Source organism: Microbacterium esteraromaticum (genome assembly GCF_016907315.1).
GTDB lineage: Bacteria > Actinomycetota > Actinomycetes > Actinomycetales > Microbacteriaceae > Microbacterium > Microbacterium esteraromaticum.
In genome coordinates, this window is the sequence record NZ_JAFBBS010000001.1 from 1,702,233 (window position 1) to 1,724,804 (window position 22,572).

The 22,572-nt window shown below is 65.8% G+C and carries 21 protein-coding genes and 2 tRNA genes; 13 read left to right on the top strand and 10 right to left on the bottom strand.

The annotated features are described in order from the left end of the window. Positions 1 to 1,025: 1,025 nt before the first annotated feature. The 7 genes from JOE67_RS08280 to rpmH all read right to left on the bottom strand — a co-directional run bounded on the left by JOE67_RS08280 (position 1,026) and on the right by rpmH (position 5,482). Entirely contained in the window at positions 1,026 to 1,325 is a 300-nt protein-coding gene (locus tag JOE67_RS08280) for a GIY-YIG nuclease family protein (protein ID WP_204975000.1), read from the bottom strand. Between the two features lie 1,129 nt (positions 1,326 to 2,454). Continuing rightward, positions 2,455 to 3,081, bottom strand: a complete 627-nt coding sequence (gene rsmG, locus JOE67_RS08285; protein ID WP_204975001.1) for a 16S rRNA (guanine(527)-N(7))-methyltransferase RsmG — start codon at positions 3,079 to 3,081, stop codon at positions 2,455 to 2,457. A 63-nt stretch (positions 3,082 to 3,144) separates the two neighbouring features. Continuing rightward, positions 3,145 to 3,630 carry a Jag family protein gene (locus JOE67_RS08290; RefSeq protein ID WP_204975002.1) on the bottom strand — a complete coding sequence of 162 codons (486 nt, stop codon included), beginning with the start codon at positions 3,628 to 3,630 and terminating at the stop codon, positions 3,145 to 3,147. Then, positions 3,630 to 4,637, bottom strand: a complete 1,008-nt coding sequence (yidC, locus tag JOE67_RS08295) for a membrane protein insertase YidC (RefSeq protein WP_204975003.1) — start codon at positions 4,635 to 4,637, stop codon at positions 3,630 to 3,632. Before yidC ends, JOE67_RS08290 begins: the two co-directional genes overlap by 1 nt. A 3-nt stretch (positions 4,638 to 4,640) precedes the next feature. Continuing rightward, positions 4,641 to 4,991, bottom strand: coding sequence for a membrane protein insertion efficiency factor YidD (gene yidD / locus JOE67_RS08300; RefSeq protein WP_204975004.1), 351 nt, complete (start codon positions 4,989 to 4,991; stop codon positions 4,641 to 4,643). Continuing rightward, entirely contained in the window at positions 4,988 to 5,338 is a 351-nt protein-coding gene (gene rnpA, locus JOE67_RS08305; RefSeq protein WP_204975005.1) for a ribonuclease P protein component, read from the bottom strand. The genes yidD and rnpA overlap by 4 nt, the downstream gene beginning before the upstream one ends. A 6-nt stretch (positions 5,339 to 5,344) precedes the next feature. Next, on the bottom strand, positions 5,345 to 5,482 hold the full coding sequence (gene rpmH / locus JOE67_RS08310) for a 50S ribosomal protein L34 (protein ID WP_022879826.1): 138 nt from the start codon (positions 5,480 to 5,482) through the stop codon (positions 5,345 to 5,347). Between the two features lie 341 nt (positions 5,483 to 5,823). Here rpmH and dnaA point away from each other — a divergent pair, with 341 nt between their 5' ends. The 7 genes from dnaA (at position 5,824) to JOE67_RS08345 (ending at position 15,840) form a co-directional block, all read left to right on the top strand. Beyond that, a complete protein-coding gene (gene dnaA / locus JOE67_RS08315; RefSeq protein WP_204975006.1) occupies positions 5,824 to 7,218 on the top strand; it encodes a chromosomal replication initiator protein DnaA in 1,395 nt (464 codons plus the stop codon). A 418-nt stretch (positions 7,219 to 7,636) separates the two neighbouring features. Next, a complete protein-coding gene (gene dnaN, locus JOE67_RS08320) occupies positions 7,637 to 8,779 on the top strand; it encodes a DNA polymerase III subunit beta (protein ID WP_204975007.1) in 1,143 nt (380 codons plus the stop codon). Between the two features lie 57 nt (positions 8,780 to 8,836). Beyond that, on the top strand, positions 8,837 to 10,015 hold the full coding sequence (gene recF, locus JOE67_RS08325) for a DNA replication/repair protein RecF (protein WP_204975008.1): 1,179 nt from the start codon (positions 8,837 to 8,839) through the stop codon (positions 10,013 to 10,015). After that, a complete protein-coding gene (locus JOE67_RS08330) occupies positions 10,008 to 10,493 on the top strand; it encodes a DciA family protein (RefSeq protein WP_204975009.1) in 486 nt (161 codons plus the stop codon). Before recF ends, JOE67_RS08330 begins: the two co-directional genes overlap by 8 nt. Positions 10,494 to 10,610: 117 nt before the next feature. After that, positions 10,611 to 12,671, top strand: coding sequence for a DNA topoisomerase (ATP-hydrolyzing) subunit B (gene gyrB, locus JOE67_RS08335; protein ID WP_204975010.1), 2,061 nt, complete (start codon positions 10,611 to 10,613; stop codon positions 12,669 to 12,671). Between the two features lie 173 nt (positions 12,672 to 12,844). Continuing rightward, a complete protein-coding gene (gene gyrA, locus JOE67_RS08340; protein WP_204975011.1) occupies positions 12,845 to 15,415 on the top strand; it encodes a DNA gyrase subunit A in 2,571 nt (856 codons plus the stop codon). A 20-nt stretch (positions 15,416 to 15,435) separates the two neighbouring features. Next, positions 15,436 to 15,840, top strand: coding sequence for a DUF3566 domain-containing protein (locus JOE67_RS08345; RefSeq protein WP_204975012.1), 405 nt, complete (start codon positions 15,436 to 15,438; stop codon positions 15,838 to 15,840). Positions 15,841 to 15,941: 101 nt separating this feature from the next. Here the strand turns inward: JOE67_RS08345 and JOE67_RS08350 are convergent, their stop codons facing one another. Beyond that, positions 15,942 to 16,586: a hypothetical protein gene (locus JOE67_RS08350; protein WP_204975014.1), complete on the bottom strand. Its 645-nt coding sequence runs from the start codon at positions 16,584 to 16,586 to the stop codon at positions 15,942 to 15,944. Between the two features lie 378 nt (positions 16,587 to 16,964). Between JOE67_RS08350 and JOE67_RS08355 the strand changes: the two genes are divergently transcribed. The 4 genes from JOE67_RS08355 to JOE67_RS08370 all read left to right on the top strand — a co-directional run bounded on the left by JOE67_RS08355 (position 16,965) and on the right by JOE67_RS08370 (position 19,946). Beyond that, positions 16,965 to 18,317 carry a sensor histidine kinase gene (locus JOE67_RS08355; protein WP_204975015.1) on the top strand — a complete coding sequence of 451 codons (1,353 nt, stop codon included), beginning with the start codon at positions 16,965 to 16,967 and terminating at the stop codon, positions 18,315 to 18,317. Next, positions 18,305 to 18,991: a LuxR C-terminal-related transcriptional regulator gene (locus tag JOE67_RS08360; protein WP_204975017.1), complete on the top strand. Its 687-nt coding sequence runs from the start codon at positions 18,305 to 18,307 to the stop codon at positions 18,989 to 18,991. The genes JOE67_RS08355 and JOE67_RS08360 overlap by 13 nt, the downstream gene beginning before the upstream one ends. Further along, positions 18,988 to 19,791: a DUF4097 family beta strand repeat-containing protein gene (locus JOE67_RS08365; RefSeq protein ID WP_204975019.1), complete on the top strand. Its 804-nt coding sequence runs from the start codon at positions 18,988 to 18,990 to the stop codon at positions 19,789 to 19,791. Before JOE67_RS08360 ends, JOE67_RS08365 begins: the two co-directional genes overlap by 4 nt. A gap of 81 nt (positions 19,792 to 19,872) precedes the next feature. Next, positions 19,873 to 19,946: transfer RNA gene (locus tag JOE67_RS08370), tRNA-Ile, on the top strand. 59 nt (positions 19,947 to 20,005) lie between these two features. On the opposite strand, the gene JOE67_RS08375 is transcribed toward JOE67_RS08370, so the two are convergent. Next, positions 20,006 to 20,500 carry a DUF3253 domain-containing protein gene (locus JOE67_RS08375; RefSeq protein ID WP_204975021.1) on the bottom strand — a complete coding sequence of 165 codons (495 nt, stop codon included), beginning with the start codon at positions 20,498 to 20,500 and terminating at the stop codon, positions 20,006 to 20,008. A gap of 165 nt (positions 20,501 to 20,665) precedes the next feature. On the opposite strand from JOE67_RS08375, the gene JOE67_RS08380 reads away from it, so the two are divergent. Both JOE67_RS08380 and JOE67_RS08385 read left to right on the top strand, forming a co-directional pair. After that, positions 20,666 to 20,738: transfer RNA gene (locus JOE67_RS08380), tRNA-Ala, on the top strand. 95 nt (positions 20,739 to 20,833) lie between these two features. Continuing rightward, positions 20,834 to 21,964 carry a pyridoxal-phosphate-dependent aminotransferase family protein gene (locus JOE67_RS08385; RefSeq protein WP_204975023.1) on the top strand — a complete coding sequence of 377 codons (1,131 nt, stop codon included), beginning with the start codon at positions 20,834 to 20,836 and terminating at the stop codon, positions 21,962 to 21,964. 7 nt (positions 21,965 to 21,971) lie between these two features. Here JOE67_RS08385 and JOE67_RS08390 read toward each other — a convergent pair whose 3' ends face one another. Then, on the bottom strand, positions 21,972 to 22,427 hold the full coding sequence (locus tag JOE67_RS08390) for a hypothetical protein (RefSeq protein WP_204975025.1): 456 nt from the start codon (positions 22,425 to 22,427) through the stop codon (positions 21,972 to 21,974). Between the last annotated feature and the right edge of the window lie 145 nt (positions 22,428 to 22,572).

A 22,572-nucleotide genomic window follows, 5' to 3' on the forward strand; every position in this document is an offset into this window, starting at 1 on the left:
GAACACACCGGGGCGTTTCGACTCGCTGGGCTCGCTCAACGTCCGGGATGTCCCCTTCCCTGAGGTGCGCCCATCGTCTCGCGCATGTTTCACGTGAAACGCCCTTGCTCGGTCATTGAGCGAGGAGCGCAGCGACGAGTCGAAATGCTCGCCGACTCCAACAGTCAATCCGTTTCACGTGAAACACAGACGACCGGCGCTCGTGCCGAGGTCATTGAGCGAGGAGCGCAGCGACGAGACGAAATGCTCGCCGACTCCAACAGTCAATCCGTTTCACGTGGAACATAGGGGCCCGGAGCTCGAGCCGGGGCTATTGAGCGCGCGGACGCCGTGCGAGTCGAAATGCCAGCCGGCCTCTAGGACCTGGCCGCACCGTTTCGACTCGCCCCGCTCGCTCAATGCCCTTCCCCGTCACCTTTCCGGTCATTGAGCGAGGAGCGCAGCGACGAGACGAAATGCCAAACAGCCCCAGAAATCTGGCCGCAACGTTTCGACTCGCTCCGCTCGCTCAAGGCCCCTGCCCGTCACCTCTCCGGTCATTGATCGAGGAGCGCAGCGACGAGACGAAATGCCAAACAGCCCCAGAAATCTGGCCGCAACGTTTCGACTCGCCCCGCTCCCTCAATGCCCTTCCCCGTCACCTTTCCGGTCATTGAGCGAGGAGCGCAGCGACGAGACGAAATGCCAAACAGCCCCAGAAATCTGGCCGCAACGTTTCGACTCGCCCCGCTCGCTCAATGCCCTTCCCCGTCACCTTTCCGGTCATTGAGCGAGGAGCGCAGCGACGAGACGAAATGCTCGCCGACCCCAACAGCTGGCCCGTTTCACGTGAAACATACGCTCCCGGCGCTCGAGTCGAGATCATTGAGCGAGAGCGGAGCGCACAAGTCGACGTCCGCCCCAGTACCCAGAATCGACGTTGTGACTCCGACCGCTGCCCGCTTCACGTGAAACTCAGGTGGGCGAACGTGCCGCACAGTTGCGCTGCCACCCGTACTTTCGGTGTTCTCAACCAGAGACGCAACCTACTTGCTGCCTCGGAGGGCCCGCTCTCGCGCACTCCATCCCTTGATGGCAACCCAGCCTCCTTCGATGAAAGCGAGCCGTTTGGCGTGGCTCCAACCCTGTATCTGCTTCTCGAGCGCGAACGCCTCGTCAATTCGCGAGAACTCGGCCCACCAGATCAGCTGAAGTGGCCGTCTGTTGGTCGTGTAGTCACTACCCAACCCCTGATGATGCGCCTCGATCCGGTCCTCGAGATGCTTCGTGCTTCCCGCGTAGAACGTGCCGTCTGAGCACCGAAGAACATAGGTGTACGCCGTCATCACGCGAGTGTAGCGGTTGCCGTTCATGGATTCTGTCTCAGATGCGCACATGTGGATGACACGAACCGACGAGTTCGATGTGCAGGAAGAGCTGTGGTGTCCTCCCAGCTCGATCAGCCGCCGGAGGATGCTCAGTCACTTCGAGTAGTCGCCTCTCAGGTGTGAGATATCAATCTGACAAGCCAAGCCCGGTGGCGCCGAGGTGCGCGTTTCGCCGACTTCGCTCCCCAACGACCGGGACGCCGGAGGAAATGGCAGCCGCTGCTCAAACTGCGCGAGCGTCGCCGGGTGTTTCACGTGAAACATTGGTGTCGCCGCAGGGCTAGGGCAGGCGTTTCGACTCGCAACGCTCGCTCAACGACCGGGATGCTGTACTCGATTATGCCTCGCGACATCGCCTTCTCATGGTGCGGTCACAGTTCGGCGAGTGCAGCTTCGAGACGAGGTGGGCTCGGGCCCTTCCAGCGCGCCTCGCTTGCACGATGTCCGGCACACCGGGGTCAGGCAGCCAAGGGAGCGCAGCACCGGTCGGATCCTACGTGTTTCACGTGAAACGTCGGCGTCGCGAAAGAGCGGAACGGGCGTTTCGACTCGCTTCCCTCGCTCAACGACCGGGGGGCAGAGCGAGGAGCGCGGTGAGGAGACGAGAAACAACCAGAACGAGCGTTTCGACTCGCTTCGCCCGCTCAACGACCGTGGGAATCCTCTGAACGTCGCGGCAGCGTAGCCGTTTCACGTGAAACATCGGCGACGACCTTGGCGGGCGTTTCGACTCGCTCCGCTCGCTCAACGACCGGGGGGGCCTCCGGACGTCGCGGCAGAACAGCCGTTTCACGTGAAACATCGGCGACGACCGTGACGGGCGTTCGTCTCGCTCCGCTCGCTCAACTACCGGGGGTGATTGAGCGAGGAGCGCAGCGGTGAGACGAAACGAGAAGCAACCAGAACGAGCGGTTCGACTTGCTTCGCTCGTTCAACGACCGTGGGCATCCTCCGGACTCCGCGGCGTAGCAGTCGTTTCACGTGAAACATCGGCAACGACCCTGGCGGGCGTTCGACTCCCTCCGCTCCCTCAACGACCAGTGTTGGGGACGAAATGGACCCGCTTCGCCCGGTCAACGACCGGGATTCAGGCGCGAACGCGGGCGCGAACAACCCGAGTCGTCTCGGAGAGGAGATCCTCCCCCAGCACCTGGACCGTGACGTCGGTCACCTTGTGCTTCTTCAGCACCTTCTGCGCAGAGTCGATCTCCGCAGGCACGTTGTGCCCCTTGAGCAGAATGAGCTCTCCGCCGTCTTTCACCAGCGGGGCCGTGATCGGCACCAGCGTGCGCATCGCGCTGACAGCACGTGCGGTCACGACATCGAACTCGAGTCCGACGTCTTCAGCGCGGGAGCGCATGACCTTCACATTGTCGAGGCCAAGGGCATCCACCTGCTCGTTGAGCCAGGTGACGCGACGGTCCATCGGCTCAATGAGAGTCCACTGCACGTCCGGCCGGCTGATCGCGAGTACAAGTCCGGGAAGACCTGCGCCTGAACCGACGTCAGCCACAGAGCCGTAAAAGAGCGGTGCGGCGATCGCGGAGTTCAGAATGTGACGCGTCCAGATTCGCGGCAGCTCCAGTGGCCCGATCAGACCGCGCAGCTCACCCTCCGCAACGAGCGCAGCAGTGAACCGCCTCGCAAGCTCGATCCGGTCGCCGAACAGCTCCGCAGCGACGGAGGGTTCAGGCTCGACAGCAGGAGTCGTCATCTCAGCATCCTCGGGTCGCAACGGGGGTACTACGCACAGACCGTTTCACGTGAAACATCACGCTCAGCCGCGCGAGATCACCGTGTGCCGATCGGCACCCTCACCGTAGGACTCCGACGTCAGCCCGCGCTCCGAGACGATGTCGTGCACAAGCTTGCGCTCATAGCTCGACATCGACGGCAGGGATGCCTGCGTCGCTCCCTCATCGAGCTTCGCGACAGCAGCATCCACCAGCTGCTCCAGCTGACGGCGGCGCGTATCACGCGACCCGCCGATGTCGAGGATCATCCGCGAGAAGGTGCCGATCTGGTTCTGCACGGCCAGGCGCGTCAGTTCCTGCAGAGCCTGCACGGTGTCGGGGGCCGACAGCAGAGCGAGTCCGTCGCCCTCTGCTTCGACCGAGACATAGGCGCGGCCCTGACGAACGTCCAGATTGAGGTCGCCGTCGATGTCGGCGATGTCGAGCAGCTCTTCGATGAAGTCAGCGGCGACGTCGCCCTCGTGCTCGAGTTCTTCGACCGACGGCGCGGCCTTCACGTCATCAGTCATCAGTTGGCGCCCTTCTTCTTCGCACGCTTCTTGCTCATCGGCTGCTCACGCTTGGGAGCTTCAGCCTTCGCCTTCTCGACCTCTTCGAGCTTGCGCTGCTCCTCGGCCTCGTAGACGGCCATCGGAACGACCTTGCCCTGAGCGTTCACGGCCTTGCCCTTGCGAGCCAGGCGCTCTTCACGCGCCTTAGCCGCCTCGGAGCCGGGGGTCGGCATCTCGCGGATCACGAGGAACTGCTGCGCCATGGTCCACAGGTTCGACACGAACCAGTACATGACTACGCCGAGCGGGAAGAAGACACCCGAGAAGATGAAGCCCAGCGGCAGCACGTAGAGCATGATCTTCTGCATCTGATACGCCTGGCCGGTCTTGGCCTCGGGCGACAGGTTCTTCGAGATGATCTGCAGCTGGGTGAAGAACTGCGACACGATCATCAGCACGACGAGAACGGCGAGCAGTGCGATCGCCGGAGTGTTGCCGGCCTCCCAGGCGGTGCCGAGGTTCTCGTGCAGAGACACGGCGCCGAACACCTTGGCGTCATAGAACTGCTCTGTGAGCTCGGCGTTGAGCAGACCCACACCGCCCGTGCTCGCGTTGTGATGCTTGGTCACGTCGTTCAGCACGCTGAACAGGGCGAAGAAGATCGGCATCTGCACCAGCAGCGGCAGGCAGCTCGACATCGGCGTCGTGCCGTGCTTCTTGTACAGCGCCATCGTCTCGCGGCTCATGGCCTCACGAGAGAGCTGATCCTTCTTGCCGCGGTACTTCTCCTGAACTTTTCGCAGTTCAGGAGCAATTTCCATCATCTTCCGCTGGCTCTTGATCTGCTTGACGAACAGCGGGAAGACCGCCGCGCGCACCACGATCACCAGACCGACGATCGAGAGCACCCAGGTCATGCCCTCGGCCGGCGCCATGCCCATGGTCGTGAACAGCCAGTGCCATGCGACGAGGATGAGCTCAACAGCCCACTTCAGCGGCCACAGGATGATTCCCAGGAAGTCCACTGTTCAGTCCTTTCGAGCAGGTACGACGAACCCCCGGGGGGTCAGTTCGTATCGGAAATGAGCGTGGGGCTTGACGTCGTCGACGCCGCCCGCGCTCCACGGATTGCAACGCAGAATGCGCCAGACGGAGAGCACTGCTCCCCACACGGCGCCGTTCTGCTGAACCGCCCCTACAGCGTACGCGGAACAGGACGGGTAATACCTGCACACGTCCCCGTAGAGCGGTGAGATCAGAGCCCGGTAGAGGGCGAGAAAACCCAGAGCGAGGTTGCGCGGCAGCAGTGCGATCCCCCGCAGCAGATCGGATGCCCGGAACCGCGCCGTTCCGAAGGCGTACGACGGCAGCGCGCTCATGCGCGGGCCGATCCGGACAGCACGCGGCTCAGACAGCGCTCGACGTCGGTCCGAAGGGCGGCGAAGTCCGCTGTCGCGGACGCAGGAAGGGCACGGATGACGACATCCGTGCCCTCGGGAACCATGTCGACGAACTCCGCGCACACCGCCTTGAGGCGTCGGCGAACGGTGTTGCGAACCACGGCGGTTCCTACCTGCTTGCTGATGATGAAGCCGAACCGGGGAGCCCGCTGATCCGCGCCACGAAACACCGAGGTGATCAGACGCGGACCGCCGCATCGGGTGCCACGGCGGACCACCTGTCGGTAGTCGACGCCGCGGGTCAGCCGATTCGGCCGGGCGAGCACAGGGCTTTACGCCGAGAGCTCGGTGCGGCCCTTCGCGCGGCGTGCCGACAGGATGGCGCGGCCGGCGCGGGTGCGCATGCGGGCGCGGAAGCCGTGCTTCTTGGCGCGACGGCGGTTGTTGGGCTGGAAGGTGCGCTTGCTCATGGAATCACTCCGGGAATGGTGTCACCGGGTCTAAGCATCCGGAGACAGGGGGTACTGCCTAAATGGCATAAGTCAACCGATTAAGGGTACGACCTGCCGCCGCGCAGGGCAAATCCGCCCGGGGATTCCGTGGATCTCCGCACCGGGTGCCGCGCTGCAGCCGTGGAGTTGCGCACACCCATTATCCACAACTGTGGAGATCTCGCCGACCCACGACACACCCGCGTGTTTCCGGGGACGGGTTGCTGTTAACAGCGGCGGTGACTACCGTGGCATCCGACGTTATCCACAGGGGGAGATCACGCTTCACGCGCCCTTTCCACAACTTCGCCCGGAGCACCATGACCTCTGCCGCCCATCCCGATGTGCCCATCTGGTCGACTCTGCTCGAGCGACTGGCGGAGGATGAGCGCGTCAGCCCGCAGCTGCGAGGCTTCCTCAGCCTGGTCGTGCCGGCGGGAGTCATGGGCGGTGTGCTGTATCTGGACGTCCCGAATGATCTCACCGCCGCGCAGATCAACAAGCGCCTGCGCGTGCCGATGATGGAGGCTCTCTCGGACATCGGCGAAGAGGTGACCTCCTACCGCACGGTCGTGAACCACGAGCTGATCGATCAGCCGACCGCGCCCATCTCGGTGCCGGACTTCGCCGCTGCGGAACCGGTGCGCGTCGAATCGCCCATGGAGCAGCAGCCCACTCCCCTGCGCCACGAATCGCGACTGAACCCGAAGTACACCTTCGACAACTTCGTGATCGGTCAGTCCAACCGCTTCGCACATGCCGCGGCCGTCGCCGTGGCCGAGGCGCCGGCGAAGGCGTACAACCCCCTCTTCATCTACGGCGACTCGGGTCTGGGCAAAACCCATCTCCTGCATGCGATCGGCGACTACGCCCAGTCTCTGTACGCCGGGGTGAAGGTCCGGTACGTCTCGAGCGAGGAGTTCACGAACGACTTCATCAACTCGATCGCGAACAACCGAGGAGCGGCGTTCCAGAGCCGCTATCGCGAGGTCGACATCCTGCTCATCGACGACATCCAGTTCCTGCAGGGTCGTGCCGAGACCCAGGAGGCGTTCTTCCACACCTTCAACCAGCTGCACGATCACAACAAGCAGGTCGTGATCACCAGCGACGTGGCGCCGAAGCTGCTGACCGGCTTCGAAGACCGCATGCGCAGCCGGTTCGAGTGGGGTCTGATCACCGATGTGCAGGCGCCCGATCTCGAGACGCGCATCGCGATCCTTCGCAAGAAGGCGCAGAGCGAGTCGCTGCACATCCCCGATGAGGTGCTGGAGTACATCGCAACCGTGGTGTCGTCGAACATCCGCGAGCTCGAGGGCGCACTGATCCGGGTCTCGGCGTTCGCCAGCCTGAACCGCTCGATGCTCGACATCTCGCTGGCGCAGACGGTGCTGCGCGACATCGTCGACACGACCGAAGACAACATCATCTCGCCGACCGACATCATCACGGCGACCGCCGCCTACTTCAAGCTCACGGTCGACGATCTGTACGGATCGAGCCGCTCGCAGCAGATCGCCACCGCCCGGCAGATCGCGATGTACCTGTGTCGTGAGCGCACGAGCCTGTCACTGCCGAAGATCGGTCAGCTGTTCGGCAATCGCGATCACACGACGGTCATGTACGCGGTCAAGAAGATCAGCGAGCTCATGAAAGAGCGTCGCTCGCTCTACAACCAGGTCACCGAGATCACCACCCAGATCAGCCGGCGCTGACGGCCCCGACACGCCTGCTCTGGCGCGGAATCGGACCGGTTCTCCGCAGGGCTTGTGGATAACTTGTGGAAACTTCGTCTTCCGGATGCCTCCGCACGGGGTCCCCTGTGGATAAGCACCACCCTTGAGAAAAACGTCCACACCCCCGAAACCCGCGGATTCCTCAGGGATTCCACATGTCACACGTGTGTAGTTACCTACTCTCTGCTGATATCCACCGACTTATCCACAGAATCCACAGTTGTTAACACCGTTAAGAGATCTCCATCCAGTCAGGGGTCATTCGATGACCAGACGGATGTGGACGAACCCCGAATCACAAGACCTTCGGGGTGGTGGACGGCTCGTCACCTGCGACTAGCATGGGATCGCCTGCAGTGCGCCCACTGCAGAGAGCAGGTACAACGAGGGAGCGCCCGTGAGGTTCCAGGTCAACCGCGATGTGTTCAGCGAGGCTGTGTCCTTCGTCGTCAAGCTGCTTCCGCAGCGCAATCCGCAGCCGATCCTCGCGGGTGTGCTCATCGAGGCATCCGGTGACGGGCTCACCCTTTCCGCGTTCGACTACGAGGCCTCCGCGCGCACCACCATCGAGGCGACCGTCGACGACCCGGGCACGATCCTCGTGCACGGCCGTCTGCTCTCAGACATCGCGAGCCGTCTGCCGAACGCGCCGATCGAGATCGCCGTCGAGGAAGACGGCGGCGTCGCGGTGACCTGCGGCTCCGCCCGCTTCACCCTCGCGGCCATGCCCGTCGAGGAGTACCCCTCGATCCCCGAGGTCACCGGGTCCACCGGCGTCGTGCCGGCCGAGGACTTCGCGACCGCGATCGCCCAGGTCGCCTTCGCTGCATCGCGCGACGATGTGACCCCTGTGCTCACGGGTGTTCAGCTCGAGGTCGCCGACCACAATCTCAGCCTCGTCGCGACCGACCGCTACCGGGTCTCTCTTCGTGACGTCCCGTGGGACGGCCAGGTCGCCGAGCAGTCGGCACTCGTGCCTGCGCGCACTCTGACCGAGGTCGGCAAGACCTTCGCCCATGCGGGCAACATCGAGGTCGCGTTCTCGGGCGCGGGCGATCGCGAGATCATCGCCTTCACCGCGGGCAACAAGACCGTGACTTCTCTGCTGATCAAGGGCAATTTCCCGCCCGTCCGCCGGCTGTTCCCCGAGCAGACCGACCACTACGCAGTGGTCAACACGGGCGAGCTCATCGAGGCCGTGCGTCGTGTGGCCCTGGTGCTCGACCGCTCTGCTCCGCTGCGCTTCACCTTCGGCGCCGACGGAGTGACGATGGATGCCTCCGGCAGCGAGCAGGCACGGGCATCCGAGTCGGTCGACGCCCACCTCAACGGCGGCGACGAGGTCACCCTCGGTCTCAACCCGCAGTACCTGCTCGAGGCTCTCGGCGCCGTGAAGAGCGAGTTCACCCGCGTGACGTTCACGTCGAGCGACAACGCCAACAAGCTCAGCCCGGTGCTCATCACGAGTCAGACGTCGGTCGATCAGGCGGGCCTCGACTCGTTCAAGTACCTGCTGCAGCCGAACCTGCTGCTGCGCTGATCGCGAGCATCCGGCTCCGCCGGGGCCGATGTCGGGGGCCGAAGGTAGGCTGATGCGGTGATTGTGGAGCACCTGAACCTGGTCGATTTCCGCAATTACGCGACCGCCGATCTCACCCTCCATCGCGGTCCGAACGTGCTGGTGGGCAGCAACGGGCAGGGCAAGACGAACCTCGCCGAGGCGATCGTCTTCCTCGCCACTCTCGGTTCGCATCGCGTGTCATCCGATGCCCCGATGGTGAAAGACGCCCAGGAGTTCGCGGTCATCCGCGCGCGGCTGGCGCACGGAGAGCGCAAGGTGCTCGTCGAGGTGCAGCTGAACCGCCAGGGATCCAACAAGGCGAGGGTCAACGGCTCGCCGTCGAAGACCAACGAGCTGCCGCGCTATGCACATGTCGTGCTGTTCGCCCCCGAAGACCTCCAGATCGTGCGCGGCGATCCTTCTTCGCGCAGAAGATTCGCAGATCAGATGCTGATTCAGCGCACCCCGCGAATGGCAGGCGTCATCGCCGACTATGAGCGGGTGCTCCGGCAGCGCACCGCCCTGCTGAAGTCCGCGCGGGCCCGTGGCGTTCGCGGCGAGGGCCTGTCGACGCTGGACGTGTGGGACGACAAGCTCATCGCGCTCGGCTCCGAGATCATCCACGCGCGCCTGCGTCTCGCGGCGGATCTGCAGGGTCCGGTCGCCGAGGCGTACACCGCCATCGCCGGAGCCGATCACCGTCCCGAGCTCGAGTGGGCGCTCTCGGTGCGCGGTGCCGATCCCGAGGAGGACGGCGATGAGGCCGATGCCGAGTCGGATGCCAGGGGCGAGATCGCCGATCAGTTCCGGGCCGCACTGCAAGCCAAGCGGTCGAAGGAGATCGAGCGGGGTCTCACTCTCGTCGGTCCCCATCGCGACGATCTGATCCTGCGGGTCAGAGACCTTCCGGTGAAGGGGTACGCCTCGCATGGCGAGTCGTGGTCGGTGGCGCTTGCGCTGCGCCTGGCATCCGCCGAGCTGCTGCGCGCCGAATCGCCTGCGGGAGATCCGGTGCTGATCCTCGACGACGTGTTCGCCGAGCTCGACGCCGATCGCCGTCAGCGCCTCGCGGCGCTGACTTCGGGCTACGAGCAGGTCATCGTCACCGCCGCCGTCGAGGCCGACATCCCCGAGCCGCTGCACCGCCACGTGGTGCGGATCACCGCGGGCACGATCAGCGACGACCGCGAGTCGGAGGGTGGTCCGGATGCGTGATCCTCAGCCTCCCGAAACGGTCGCGACCTACCTGCGGCTGCGCGGTCTCAAGCCGAGCGCGAAGAACTGGAAGCGCAAGAAGCGCATCGAGGTCGACGACGACAACGCACCGTTCACCAAGGGACGCGACCCGGGAACCCTCGGCGACGTGCTCGCCAAGCTGACGAAGGACTCTGGCTGGGAGAAGACCCTGGCCGCTGAAGACCTCGTACGTCAGTGGGCCGAGCTCGCCGGCGCCGATACGGCGAAGCACTCCGAGCCGGTGTCGCTGGAGCGCGGTGTTCTCACGGTCAAGTGCGACTCGACGGCGTGGGCGAAGAATCTGCAGTTCATGCGTGCTGTCATCATGACCGAGATCGGCAACCGCTATCCGGATGCCGGGGTGCAGAACCTCCGATTCATCGGGCCTGATGTGCCGTCGTGGAAGTGGGGTCCGCGCGTCGTGCCCGGACGGGGCCCACGAGACACCTACGGGTAGGGCATCACGACCGCACCCTCAAGCGCTCAGAATCGCCCACACGGCGTTTGAGGCGCATATCGACCCTCGAAACCCAGTAGAATGAGTGGGTACTTTCGATGTGGAGAACCATTCCTGATGACGCCTGAAGAACCTTCGACCAGCTCTGAGCAGGATCCGACGAACAGCTCAGCGACCGAGAACAGCTCCTCGAAGGTCTCCGGTGACTACGGCGCCGATCAGATCCAGATCCTCGAGGGTCTCGAGGCGGTGCGCAAGCGCCCCGGCATGTACATCGGATCGACCGGACCGCGCGGTCTGCACCATCTCGTGTACGAGATCGTCGACAACTCCGTCGACGAGGCCCTCGCCGGCCACGCCGACAACATCGAGGTCACCATCCTCGAAGACGGCGCTGTCCGCGTGGTCGACAACGGCCGAGGCATCCCGGTCGACCCGCACTCCTCCGACCCGAACAAGTCGACGGTCGAGGTCGTGCTGACGATCCTGCACGCCGGCGGCAAGTTCGGCGGTGGCGCCTACGCCGTCTCCGGTGGTCTGCACGGCGTCGGCTCGTCTGTGGTGAACGCGCTCTCGACCCGGTTCGAGGTCGAGGTCAAGCAGAAGGGCTTCGTCTGGCGGCACAGCTTCGCCGAGGGAGGAACCCCGCAGCAGAAGCTCGAGAAGGGCGAGGCGACCGACGAGACCGGAACCGCCATCACCTTCTGGCCGGATCCCGAGATCTTCACCGAGACCATCGAGTTCGACTACGACACTCTGCGCACCCGCTTCCAGCAGATGGCGTTCCTGAACAAGGGTCTGCGCATCGCCCTGCGCGACGAGCGTCCGGCATTCGCCATCGAGGACGAGGTCGACGGCACCGTCGTCTCCCGCCAGCCGGCCGAGGTCTTCCTCTACGAGCGCGGTCTCGTCGACTACGTCGAGTACCTCAACAAGGTGCGCAAGGCTGAGGTCGTCAACGAGGAGATCATCGCGTTCGAGTCCGAGGACACCGAGCGCAAGATCTCGCTCGAGCTCGCGATGCAGTGGACCACCTCGTACACCGAGAACGTGTTCACCTACGCCAACACGATCAACACCCATGAGGGCGGAACGCACGAAGAGGGCTTCCGCGCCGCTCTCACCAGCCTGGTCAATCGCTACGCCCGGGCGAACAACCTGCTCAAGGAGAAGGACGAGAACCTCTCCGGCGATGACGTGCGCGAGGGTCTCACCGCGGTCATCTCGATCAAGCTCGGCGAGCCGCAGTTCGAGGGTCAGACCAAGACCAAGCTCGGCAACACCGAGGCGAAGGCGTTCACGCAGAAGATCGTGAACGACCAGCTCGGCGACTGGTTCGACCGCAACCCCCAGCAGGCGAAGAACGTGATCCGCAAGGCGATCGATGCCGCCACCGCGCGTCTTGCAGCCCGGAAGGCCCGAGAGACCGCGCGTCGCAAGAGCGTCTTCGAGTCGGCCGCGATGCCGGACAAGCTCAAGGACTGCACCAGCAAGGACCCGTCGATCAGCGAGATCTTCCTCGTCGAGGGTGATTCGGCAGGCGGCTCGGCCGTGCAGGGTCGCGACCCGCACACCCAGGCGATCCTCGCGCTGCGCGGCAAGATCCTCAACGTCGAACGCGCGCGTCTCGACAAGGCGCTGGGCAACAAGGAAGTCCAGGCGATGATCCAGGCCTTCGGCACGGGCATCGGCGAGGACTTCGACATCGAGAAGGCCCGCTATCACAAGATCGTCCTGATGGCGGATGCCGATGTCGACGGCCAGCACATCACCACGCTGCTGCTGACGCTGCTGTTCCGCTACATGCGCGGACTCATCGAGGCCGGCTTCGTGTACCTGGCCATGCCGCCGCTGTACCGGCTGAAGTGGTCGAATTCGCCGCACGAGTACGTGTACTCCGACGCCGAGCGCGATGCGCTGCTCAAGCACGGCGCCGAGAACGGCAAGCGTCTGCCGAAGGATGCCGGCGTGCAGCGCTACAAGGGTCTGGGCGAGATGAACGCGAAGGAGCTGTGGGAGACGACGATGGATCACACCACGCGCACCCTTCGCCAGATCACCATCGACGACGCGGCAGCGGCGGACGAGATCTTCAGCGTGCTGATGGGTGAAGACGTCGAGTCGCGACGCACGTTCATCCAGCGCAACGCCAAAGACGTCCGCTTCCTCGACATCTGACCCACATACACACAAAGCCGCTGCTCGTGAGCAGCAGCTCATACAGAACTCAGGACGGAGGGCTCTTCTCAGAGTGAGCATCGGGAGGGACCCGCGAAGCGGGAGGGACCCGCTCTGCGAAGGAAGAGAAGAGCCCGAAGTCCGGCAGCCACAGGCATCAGAGAAGAAACCACATGACTGACGAAGAACGCCCCGACATCAACGAGGGCCACGAGCACGGCCGCATCAACCAGGTCGACCTGCAGTCCGAGATGCAGCGGTCGTACCTCGACTACGCCATGGCTGTCATCGTCGGGCGTGCGCTGCCCGACGTGCGCGACGGGCTCAAGCCCGTGCACCGCCGCGTGCTCTACGGCATGTACGACGGCGGCTTCCGTCCCGACAAGTCGTTCTCGAAGTGCGCCCGCGTCGTCGGCGAGGTGATGGGTCAGTACCACCCGCACGGTGACACCGCGATCTACGACACTCTCGTCCGCCTCGTGCAGCCGTGGTCGCTGCGCTACCCCCTCGCCCTCGGTCAGGGCAACTTCGGGTCGCCCGGCAACATGGGCGCTGCTGCCCCCCGGTACACCGAGACCAAGATGGCTCCCCTCGCGCTCGAGATGGTGCGCGACATCGAAGAGGACACGGTCGACTTCTCGCCGAACTACGACGGTCAGACGCAGGAGCCCGACGTTCTGCCGGCTCGGTTCCCGAACCTGCTCGTCAACGGCTCGATCGGCATCGCGGTCGGCATGGCGACCAACATCCCGCCTCACAACCTGCGCGAGGTCTCGGCCGCCGCTCTGTGGGCGCTCGACAACCCGCAGCTTCCGCGTGAGGAGCTGCTCGAGGGTCTCATCCAGCGCGTGCCCGGCCCCGACTTCCCGACCGGTGCGCAGATCCTCGGCACCAAGGGCATCCACGAGGCGTACCGCACCGGCCGCGGCTCGATCACCATGCGCGCGATCGTCGAGGTCGAGGAGATCCAGGGCCGGACCTGCCTCGTGATCACCGAGCTGCCGTACCAGGTCAACCCCGACAACCTCGCGGTGAAGATCGGCGACCTGGCGCGCGACGGCAAGATCACCGGCATCGCCGACATCCGCGACGAGTCCTCCGACCGCACCGGTCAGCGCCTGGTCGTCGTGCTCAAGCGCGACGCGGTCGCGAAGGTCGTGCTGAACAACCTGTACAAGCACACGCAGCTGCAGGAGAACTTCGGCGCGAACATGCTCGCGATCGTCGACGGCGTGCCGCGCACGCTGGGCCTCGACGGCTTCATCACACACTGGCTCGACCACCAGCTCGACGTCATCGTGCGTCGTACCGGCTTCCGGCTGCGCAAGGCGCAGGCGCGCATGCACATCCTGCAGGGATACCTGAAGGCGCTGGATGCCCTCGACGAGGTCATCGCGCTGATCCGTCGCTCGCCGACCGTCGATGAGGCCCGGGAGGGCCTGAAGACGCTGCTCGACATCGATGACGACCAGGCTCAGGCGATCCTCGACATGCAGCTGCGTCGCCTCGCTGCACTCGAGCGGCAGAAGATCATCGACGAGGCCACCGACCTCGAGCTGAAGATCGCCGATTACAAGGAGATCATCGCCACCGAGTCGCGCCAGCGCGACATCGTGCGTCACGAGCTCACCGAGATCGTCGACCGCTTCGGCGACGAGCGCCGCACGCACATCCTGCACGGATACGACGGCGACATGTCGATGGAAGACCTCATCCCCGTCGAGGAGATGGTCGTCACCGTCACCCGCGAGGGCTACATCAAGCGCACGCGCAGCGACAACTACCGCTCGCAGCACCGCGGCGGCAAGGGAGTGAAGGGTGCGCAGCTGCGCGCCGACGACCTCGTCGAGCACTTCTTCGTCACCACCACGCACCACTGGCTGCTCTTCTTCACCGACAAGGGTCGCGTCTACCGCACCAAGACCTATGAGGTGCCAGAGGCCGGCCGCGACGCGAAGGGCCAGCACGTCGCGAACCTGCTCGCCCTGCAGCCCGACGAGAAGATCGCCCAGGTGCTCGCCATCAGCGACTACCAGGCGAAGGACTACCTGGTGCTGGCCACCCGCAGCGGCCTGGTGAAGAAGACCCGCCTCGGCGACTACGACACCAACCGTCAGGGCGGCGTCATCGCCATCCGCCTCCGCGAGACCGACGAGCTGGTCAGCGCCAAGCTCGTCAATTCCGACGAAGACATCCTGCTCATCAGCGCCAAGGGCATGTCGGTGCGCTTCCACGCGACTGACGACGCGCTGCGCCCGATGGGCCGCGCCACCGAGGGTGTGCGGGGCATGAAGTTCAAGGACGACGAGGACTGCCTGCTCTCAGCATCCATCGTCTCCGACGCATCGTTCGTCTTCACCGTCACCGACGGCGGCTACGCGAAGCGCACCAGCGTCGATGAGTACAAGGTGCAGAAGCGCGGCGGAACGGGCATCAAGGTCGCCAAGCTGAGCGACGAGAGAGGCGTTCTCGCCGGTGGTCTCATCGTCTCGGAGGACGACGAGGTCTTGGTGGTTCTGTCCAGCGGCAAGGTGGTACGCTCTGCCGTGGCCGAGGTGCCGGCGAAGGGCCGAGACACGATGGGAGTCGTGTTCGCCCGTATGTCCGGTGACGACCGCATCCTCGCCGTCGCACGCAACAGCGAGCGCGGCATCGACGAAGAGGACGACGCGGAGACCGAGACCCCGGCACCCGAGACCCCCACCCCCGCGCAGACCCCCGCGGCGGATTCCCCCGAAGCCTGAGAACGAGAGAGCACTGACACATGAGCACAGTGGCAGACAAGCTGGCGAAGAAGTCCACGCGCAAGACGGGCGGCAAGCAGGTGCGCCTGCGCCTGGTCTACGTCGACTTCTGGTCGGCTGTGAAGCTGTCGTTCCTCGGAGCGGTGGCACTGGCGATCGTCACCATGGTGTCGTTCTTCCTCGTGTTCATGGTTCTGCAGGCGACGAACGTGATCGGCCAGACCGGTGACTTCCTCGACACGCTCACCGACGGCGCTGTCGACATCGAGAGCCTCATCGGGCTTCCGCAGGTCATGGCGTTCGGCGCGGTGGTCTCGATCCTGAACCTCATCGTGTTCACGGTGCTCGGTGCCGTCATCGCGGGTATCTACAACCTCGCGGTGAAGGTGACCGGCGGACTGCTCGTCGGGTTCATGTCGAACTGAGCCTGCGCCTCTGTTGGGGCAGACTCTGCCCCGAACGGCGCCTAGCATGCGTGGGAACCAGCGGGGTCAGGCACATTCGCCTCTAGGCAACGTAGCCAGACTTATATGTTGCTGGCGCTTGCGTGGTTGAAATAGGCATAGTTGTCGGAGAAGTCCGCGTTGTTCCCGGTGTCGCTGTCGGTGACTCCCGAACCGGGCTGGAAGTCGGACGTGGTGCGCACCCGATAGAAATTGGTGGCCGTGTTCTCCGTTCCGTTCATCTGAACCGTGAAGTTCACGGTGAATGAAGCGCCTGGGGCGAGGGGCGCCATCAGCGTGAAGTACCAGAGCTGGCGCACCGCGAGTGGCTCAGTACCGATCTCCTGCGTGCCCGTACCTGAGGCGGCCAGGGGGTACCCGTCAGATCCCACGATGGTGAACGAGGAAGTCTCCCAGATCGCCGCGAAGGGCAGGCCGATGGTGAGCGTCGCACCGGCTGGCAGCTCGTCTGGCCCGAGGTTCCCGAACGTGTAAGAGAAACTGGTGAGCCGCGGCCCGCGGTAAAAGGACTCCCCGCGGTAGGTGCCGTCCGGGCCCGATGGCAGCCGAGCGGTCGACCACAAGTTGACCTGCGGAGCAGGAGATGCGGCCGTGAGCGGCGCCGCCACGGCAACCGCGATGGCGGGGATGGACCATGCAGCTCCAGCAACCAGAGTTCTCCGTGACAGAGCCGTGCTCTCCGACGCGGTGTGGTCAGGCATGTTCATGTGGGTTTCCTAACTGCTCGTCGGCCGGGGCCTGCTGACTGGTGCATCGTACTCGGGCCGAAGAACCGGATTGCAGGAGCGGGGGTGCTCCGGCATCGTCGCCTCCGGTGGTCCGGCGGGTACGCCGCCTTTCGTGAAGCCAGTTCGGTCGTCGTGGACACCGAGATGACCGGCCTGGAGCGGCAATCGTGGCGACGTACGTGCCGAGGAGCACGAGGAGGGTCGTCGACGGGTCTCGAAAGATCAGCGACAGAACGGGCCGGACTACCGACCCCTTTCTGGGGCGCTTACCTCGGATGGAGCGAGTAGGGAAAACCCGAATGCGGCTGTCGGGCTGGCTCCGTGTCGGGATGCTCTGCGGAACCGTAGCTTTGAGCTATGACCACGAATCCGATCCCGCCGGCCCCGCCAGCGCCGGTTCCGCCCGCGCCGGTTCCGCCCGCGCCGACCAAGCCGGCGCCTGCACCGCTTCGCACGAAGGCGGATGCCGAGCAGCCGCCGCTGCGCATCGCCCTGACCGTTCTCGAGCTCGCCGCACTTGGTGCCGTCGGCTCGGGCGCGTTGGCCGTGCTGAGCACAGTTTTCGGCGTGGGCGTCGCTCTGCTCTTCGTCTTCGGCATCGGGCTGCTGTTCCTCGTCGGCGTCGTGTACGCGCTCTTCGGTGTGGCGTGGTTCGAGGTGCGCCGCGTCGGCGCCCTGTATGCCGCTGACGTTCCCGACCTGCAGTGGCGCGAGCGCACACGCCCCGGCTTCGGCGGGTGGCTGCGCAACCTCGGCCGGCAGTCGATCGACGGGCGAATGTGGCGCGTCATGCTGAACTTCGTGCTGGCGTGCATCGCCGGAACCCTCGTGCTTCGTCTGTTCTGGGGCGTCATCTGGTCTGTGATCTTCTCTTTCGCTCCCCTGTCGTCCGATGACAGCATCGAGGGACCGTTCGGCAGCTATCTCGCCGTCGAGTGGGCGCCGCTGGTCGGCATCCTCGGCGTGATCGCCGGCATCGCGGCGATCATCGGCCTTGCGCTGCTGCACCGCGTGCTCAGCCGCGCCCTCGTCATCCCCAGCCGCGAGGCGGAGCTCACCGCGCAGGTGCGCACCTCCACAGCGCAGCGCGCCGGTGCCGTGCGCGCCGCCGAGCTCGAGCGCACCCGGATCGAGCGCGATCTGCATGACGGCGTCCAGCCGAGGCTCGTCTCGGTCGGCATGACGCTCGGGCTCGCCAAGCAGAAGATCGACGCCGACCCGGCGGCCGCGAAGGCGCTCATCGACGAGGCACACACCTCGACCAAGGCCGCGATCACCGAGCTGCGACAGCTCGCCCGCGGCATCCACACCTCTGTGCTCGACGACCGTGGCCTCGATGCGGCGCTCTCGGCGCTCGCCGGACGCTCGCACATCCCCGTGCAGCTCGACGTGCTCATCGATCCGTCGATGACCGGCGCCGGCGCATCGTGCCGCGATGCCGAGGCCGCTGTCTACTTCGCGATCGCAGAGTCACTGACGAACGCGGCGAAGCACTCGCGTGCCAGCGAATGCCGTGTGGTCGTGCGCAGTCGCGAGGGCGGGCTGTGGGCCAGGGTCGAAGACAACGGCATGGGCGGCGCGCAGGTGCAGCCCGGCGGTGGCCTCGACGGCATCACCAACCGCGTGCTCGCCGCCGGCGGCACCTTCCGCCTCGACAGCCCCGCCGGCGGGCCGACCAGCCTGGAGGTGACGGTGCCATGCGCATCCTGATCTGCGAGGACTCCGTCCTGCTGCGGGAGGGTCTCGTCCGCCTGCTCCACGACGCCGGCCACGAGGTCGTCGCCGCGCTGCCCGACACGACGGGCCTCACGGATGCCGTCACCGCATCGGCCCCCGATCTGGCGATCCTCGACGTGCGGCTGCCGCCGACGTTCACCGACGAGGGCATCCGCGCCGCACTCGCGATCCGAGCCGGCCGGCCGACTCTCCCGATCCTCGTGCTCTCGCAGTACGTCGAGGAGCGCTACGCCAGCGATCTGATCGCCGCGCAGGGCGGACCGCTCGGCTACCTGCTGAAGGACCGCGTGGCTGACGTGACCGAGTTCGTCGAGTCGGTCGAGCGGATCGCCGCCGGCGCCACCGTGCTCGACCCCGAGGTGGTCGCCCAGCTGCTCACCCGCCGCAATCGCGACGAGCGGATGCTTCGTCTCACCGAGCGCGAGAGGACGGTGCTCGCGCTGATCGCCGAGGGCAAGTCGAACAACGCGATCGCGGGGATGCTGTTCCTCAGCGAGGCCAGTGTCGAGAAGCACATCACCGCGATCTTCCAGAAACTCGGGCTCGAGCCCGAGGACGGCAACAGGCGAGTGCTGGCGGCACTCGCCCACATCGAGAACTCCGGTTCGGCAGACGCCGGCCGAAACGATCAGGGAGGGCTGCGATGAGCGGCACGAAGAAGAGCATCGGCGCGATCACCGTGGTGATCGCCGCGTTCGGCGGAGTGGTGATGCTGGGGTCGGCGGCCTCCGCAGCGGTCACCGGACTGCAGCAGATCGGCCCGCAGGCGGGTCGGCTGACGGCGGATGCCCGCGGCGTGACCGCCGTCGACCTCGAAGTCGGTGGAGCCGACATGCGGGTCATGTTCGACGAGGTCGACGAGGCCGAGCTGCGCATCGAAGGCGCCTCGACCAGCGGATGGACGCTGCGTGCCGACGGCGGGCAGCTCGAGGTGCGAGGCCCCGACCGCGGGTTCGACTGGTGGAGCCCCGACTGGCTGCGCGGCGACGAGCGGGCGACGCTCGTACTGCCGCTCGAGCTCGAGGGGACGGATGCCCGTCTCACCCTGCACGCCGGTTCGCTCGACGTCGCCGGTGAGTTCGACGAGCTCGGCGTCGACGTGAACGCCGGGGCGCTGACGGTGAACGGCGATGCGCGCGACCTCGATCTCGACGTGAACGCGGGGCGGGCCGACATCGAGCTGGCTGGCGTCGAGCAGGCGCAGTTCTCGATCAGCGCCGGGCGGGCCGTGTCGACGCTCACCACGGTCCCCGACAGCGTGGCGTTCACGGTCTCGGCCGGTTCGCTCGACCTCACGCTGCCCGACCGCGAGTACGACCTTCGTCGCGACGTGAGTGCCGGTTCGCTCGACAGCAGCCTCGACCAGAGCAGCAGCAGCTCGCACCGGATCACCGGCAACGTGTCGGCAGGATCAGCGACTCTTCGCCCCGGCGGCGCGGGGGAGTGATCCGAAACGCCCGGCCTGCGCTGCGGGCTGCGCTCGATTCGCTTTTCCCCTCGATCATCCGGTAAAGTCTTGGAGGTTGACGGGGCTATAGCTCAGGCGGTTAGAGCGCTTCACTGATAATGAAGAGGTCCCAGGTTCAAGTCCTGGTAGCCCCACTCCGACAACGAAGAAGGCCCCGCTCCGGCGGGGCCTTCTTCGCGTCTCTCGGAGCGAGCTAGAGCTCGGGTCCACGCACGATGCGCACGGGCGCGCGGGCATCCCGCAGCTGCACCGGCTGACCCTTCTGGGTGACGATCACCTGCCCCTGGTCGGCGAGGTGAGCCGTGACGCGACGCACATCGTCCATGATCGCTCGCCACGACTCGGCCCCCACGGTGCGGGCGACATCGCTCGGGCAGATCGACGATTCCCGTCGCTTGCGCACCAGAGCGCGCACCGCGGAGGCGATCCGCTCATCGAACTCTGTTCCCGACCGCTCGTCCCACCACGGCGCACCGCGCTCGCCCAGGGCGGTCTTCGCATCGCCGACTCGCTGCCTGGCATCGCTCTCCCCCGCCTTCACCGCGCGCCGCGCCGACATCAGCTCGTCGACCAGCTCCTGCCGGAACGTCTCGGGGATCGTCGGGTCGGTGGCCCGCCAGCGCCGCCCATCGACGACGATGTGGTGGCCGTCGGCCGTCTTCTCCGGTTCTGCCTTCTCCGCGCCCATGCCATCAGCATCCGATTGGCAGTCGTGCGTCGGAAGGGACTTGACCGGTGCCGTCCGGGTTGACCGGCGCACGACGACACGCGCGGGCACGGGGTGCCCGGTGCCCGACTACTGTCCGCCAGCTCACGGCATGTATCATTGAAGCCGCGGTGTTCGCGCCGCTCGGGGGCCTTAGCTCAGTTGGTAGAGCGCCTGCTTTGCAAGCAGGATGTCAGGAGTTCGAATCTCCTAGGCTCCACAGATGAAAGCCCCGACTCGGTCGGGGCTTTTCTGTTCCCCTTCGCAGGGCGGAAGGTCTGTCGCTCGCACAGGTGCGGATGCCAGGCTGGAGACATGACTCTGCCGCACGCTGACATCGATCCCGACGGACTGCTCGAGTACTCGGTCGTGTTCACAGACCGATCGCTGAACCACATGTCGAAGAGGTTCATCGGCATCATGCAGCAGACGATCGATATCCTCTGCGAGGCGTACAACGCCGACAGCGCCGCACTCGTCAACGGCGGCGGCAGCTTCGCGATGGAATCGGTCGCCCGTCACCTCGCCACAGGCAAGCGCACGCTGATCGTGCGCAACGGACTGTTCTCGTACCGCTGGTCGCAGATCCTCGAGATGGGCGACGTCGCGTCCGACGTCACCGTCTGCCTCGCCCGCCCCGACAGCGACGACGTGCAGGCGGCATGGAGCCCTGCACCGATCGACGAGGTCGTCGCCGCGATCCGGGCGAAGCGTCCCGAAGTCGTCTTCGCGCCGCACGTCGAGACCGCGGCGGGCATCATCCTCACAGACGACTACGTCCGCGCGCTCGCCGACGCCGTGCACGAGGTCGGCGGCGTGCTCGTGCTCGACTGCATCGCCTCCGGCGCGATGTGGGTTGACATGGGCGCCCTCGGCGTGGACGTGCTGCTCTCGGCCCCGCAGAAGGGCTGGAGCGGATCGCCCGGTGTCGGCTACGTGATGCTCAGCGGAAGGGGACGGGATGCCGTGGCATCCGGCACCGCGACGAGCTTCGCCCTCGACCTGAGCCGCTGGCTCTCGATCTCCGACGGCTACCGCGACGGCGCCGCCGGTTACCACTCGACGATGCCGACCGACACGATCGCGCGGAACCTTCAGCAGATGATCGACACGCGCGAGCGCGGATTCGAGGCGCTGCGCGCGGCGCAGATCGAACTCGGCACCCGTGTGCGCGCCCTGCTCGCCGAGCACGGGTTGCCCTCGGTAGCCGCGCCCGGCTTCGCCTCGCCCACGGTCGTCGTCGTGCACACCACCGACCCCGACCTGCGCAGCGGCGCGGCCTTCAAGGCGCACGGCCTGCAGGTCGCCGCCGGCGTGCCCCTGCACTGCGACGAGCCCGACGGCTTCTCGAGCTTCCGCGTCGGGCTGTTCGGCCTCGACAAGCTGGGAGACGTGGATGCCGCCGTCGGACGCCTCGAGAAGGCGCTCGCCGAGCTGGAGGGCTGATCCGGGTTCAGGAGGCCGCGAGCCGCACCCGCTCGGCGAGGAAGGCGATCTCGTCGTCGCCCAGAGCGGTGACCGCGTAGGCGGTGGGCCAGACGGCGCCGTCGTCGAGCTTGGCGGCCTGGTCGAATTCGAACGTCGAATAGCGCACCTTGAACTTCGAGCGGGGCTTGTAGAAGCAGACCACCTTGCCCGCTTCGTTCGCGTACGCCGGCATGCCGTAGTAGGTCTTCGGCACGAGATGCGGGGCGACCTCGGCCACCATGGCGTGCAGGCGCTCGCCGAGCTCGCGGTCGTCGTCGGGCATGTCAGCCAGCTTCGCCCGCACCTCGGCCTCGCCCTCGGCCCGCACGTGCGCGGGGTCCTTCTTCGCGCGTGAACGCGCGGCCCTGCCCTCGCTGGCACGCGCCTTCATCGCTTCGCGTTCGGCATCGGTGAAGTTCGCCGTCTGCTCCGTCTTCGACATGATCTCCTCCTCGTGATGTGTCTCCACGATAGAACCGGCGCGAGACCACGTGCTTCTTGATTCCTGACCACTGCGCGCAGTGGCCCGAGTGCCCTCTCGACGGATATTCTGGTCGGTGCGCCATACCCGATCACCCTTGTGCCCA